Genomic DNA, 2,667 nt, shown 5'->3' with positions numbered 1-2,667 from the left:
CATTTTTTGCTAGGTCGATACCTAATACAGTCACAGCCATGTTGTTATCTCCGTATGAAATGGTGAATTTATCATCTCAGAACTAACGGCTGAGTGATAGGGAGGAAGTCCATTCCATACGTTATGGTTCGAAAGCAACGGTCGCTTTTTTAACTGAGCAAAGCTCCTTTGGAGAGTGGCTGGCCTCTTTCTGGATGAGAGTGTTGAGTATCTGGACTTATGTTTCATAGTTCAGCAAACCCAATCATTAGATTGGTTTTCACTCCGATTCTTTTACTGTTTTACTTACAGTATTCAGGTGCGCCTACTCCCTTTATCGCGCCAATATTCGTTGTGATTTTTCTAACTCTGATGCCATCTAAACCCCCGTTCAACATGATGTTGAAATTGCTGGTAATACTCTCACTTCTCAGCTTTGGCATCGTAACTTTAGCAGGAGCGCTCATGAGCTCCCCTAGTGGCTTCTTACTGTTTACTTGGTCACTTCTCTGTTGGAGTTATTACCGAAGTCATCGCGATCCCAAAGACATCGTTTCGACACTCACTTTGATTGTTGTATTGATTATCGTGGTCACAAGCCAACAAATGGGGTTGTCGCTTGAGGGGTTGCCATGGGTCTTATTTAATAGTTTCATTGTTGCGTTGGTTGCCACATATATTAGCTTTTGGCTATTCCCTGGGGACGAAAAAGATATACAACCAGACCAAACCACTCTTGATGGTGCAGACGAACATATCGGGCTTATCGTCTTTAAAGCAACCGCATTGTGTGTTGTTTTGTACGCGCTAATATCATCTGGAAGCTCTCAAACGCTATTAATCGCAATAACATTTGGCAGCATGATTAAGCACCCAGTTAATCAAGACAGTCATTCCTTTGGGCGGTATCGAATTATCACTACAAGCCTAGGGATCTTGTTTACTATTCCATGCATGCTTGCAGTAGCCACAGGTGCACCTACTTACGTTGTACTTGGCGTTACCATCTTTTGTGGCCTGCAACTAGCGTGTTTTGCAATACGTCGACAGACACACTTAACCATCTATCAATTGCTTTTTACTAACTTCACTGTGCTGACTTACCAGATTATTAACAATACGGGCATCGAATCATTTTCTGCTCAAATGACTCGATTCGTCTCTATTTCTATCGCTATAGTTCTAGGGGTACTGGTTCTCAATTTATTTAGATCAGAGCAAGAGGTGAAATAACTGCAGCCTCTCTTTCTTAAACTAAAGCGGCTGAGCGATATGAGCTTTCTCATTGAACGAAGCTTGAATAAGTAAAAAAGCATCGATTTTATAATCACATACAGAAGATTACTCCCTCCCAATAAACATTAACGTCCAATCAGAAGAGAAGAATTTTTCAAGTAAAAAACAAGACTCGAATTGAGTCTTGTTTATAAATGTGGTCTGGATGAATACGGTTATGGCGTCGCTTTAAAATCGCGGATTAGCTTCTCCCGATACGCCGTAACAACCCTCATGATAGAGTCTTTTACATCCCCAATTTGCTTAGAGGGTTGACACCAAAGGCCAAAACCAAACTTAACGCCTTCTAGTAATTCACAGACTTCAACGGGCTCTATATCATTATTAGAAAATTCCGAATGAGCCAGCGTTCTAGGAAGAACCGCCCACCCTAGCCCTGCTTCAACCATTTTTACAACAAGAGCCAACTGATCGACTTCTTCATGATTCGAACTGACGATAACTTTTTCACCCATTCCTTCTTCAATGAAAGATCGCAACACAAATTGCTTGCTATTCCTCAACGCAGTTAACACTCGGTCGGGTGCCATAGAAGCCAGTTCACCACCTTTCTGGACAAAGGGAACAAATTCAAAGTGACCTAAAAACGTCGAGTCTAGACTGTGTATTGCACGGCTATCATGCACATTGACAATACCGAACTGGTACTTACCAGTCGCTAAACCTTCTTTGATCTCGTTACGGTTACGAACAAAAAAGTTAACTCGCATCATCGGAAAATCTGCCGCTAATTGAACACGAAGTAACACCAGTAAACGATGTGGGATGGCACTAGAATAGGCAATGCTGACACTCTCTAAGCCACCATGAGCAAGGCTCAATGCGACTTTGTCGAACGTACGGGCTTGTTCAATTGTTTGCTTTGCATAGTGGTAAAGAAGGCGAGCATCTTCAGTGGGTTCTACGGAACGGCCAACCCGATTAAACAAGCTCACAGCAAGTAGGTCTTCTAAATTCGTAATAACCTGTCCGATGGTTGTTCTGTGCTTATTCAATTTTACAGCAGCCTTGCTAAACGAAAGCTCCTCGTAAACAGCAACGAATGCCAATAGTTGTTCAAGACTAAAATTCATAGGTTTTCTTATATCTTAGGGCTACATGACTAAACTATCACAAGTTATTGAGAATGCTAGCTCGGAAGAGCGACGGTTGACCCGAGGCTTTTATCTTCATCATTAGATACGTAGTTATTCCGCACGTAAATGCGAAAACTTATCGCACTCACACTCCCCTTAAAGCACGTTCGACATTAGATGTAACTCATTACGAACTCCAGGGAAAGATTACGAAACCCCTTGCCCTGCAAGGACTTGCGAAAGGTAGCTGTTGCTACGGTTCGCTTTTTTCTGCTTTCTTTTGATCCCAGCTTTGAAGCTGGTTTCTTCCGTCAGC

At 42.3% G+C, this 2,667-nt stretch carries 2 protein-coding genes and 1 pseudogene; 2 read left to right on the top strand and 1 reads right to left on the bottom strand.

What is annotated here, in order from left to right:
• Positions 1-104: 104 nt before the first annotated feature.
• A pseudogene (locus tag NL643_RS22670) lies at positions 105-230 on the top strand (HlyD family secretion protein); the annotation flags it as partial.
• The gene (locus NL643_RS22665; RefSeq protein ID WP_253645244.1) at positions 220-1,212 is read left to right on the top strand and encodes a DUF2955 domain-containing protein; all 993 of its coding nucleotides are present in this window, start codon (positions 220-222) and stop codon (positions 1,210-1,212) included. The pseudogene NL643_RS22670 and the gene NL643_RS22665, both read left to right, overlap by 11 nt.
• A gap of 218 nt (positions 1,213-1,430) precedes the next feature.
• Here the strand turns inward: NL643_RS22665 and NL643_RS22660 are convergent, their stop codons facing one another.
• Positions 1,431-2,348 (bottom strand): LysR family transcriptional regulator, encoded by a 918-nt coding sequence (locus NL643_RS22660; protein ID WP_104974041.1) that lies wholly within the window; start codon positions 2,346-2,348, stop codon positions 1,431-1,433.
• Positions 2,349-2,667 lie beyond the last annotated feature (319 nt).

The organism is Vibrio sp. Y42_MX_L11, from assembly GCF_024181785.1.
Lineage (GTDB): Bacteria > Pseudomonadota > Gammaproteobacteria > Enterobacterales > Vibrionaceae > Vibrio > Vibrio diabolicus.
Note: the sequence above shows the minus strand (reverse complement) of the source record. Positions and strands in the feature narration are given on the sequence as shown.

Coding starts and splice junctions, on each gene's coding strand:
- NL643_RS22660 (WP_104974041.1), bottom strand. CDS start 2,348: ATGAATTTTAGTCTTGAACAACTATTGGCATTCGTTGCTGTTTACGAG.
- NL643_RS22665 (WP_253645244.1), top strand. CDS start 220: ATGTTTCATAGTTCAGCAAACCCAATCATTAGATTGGTTTTCACTCCG.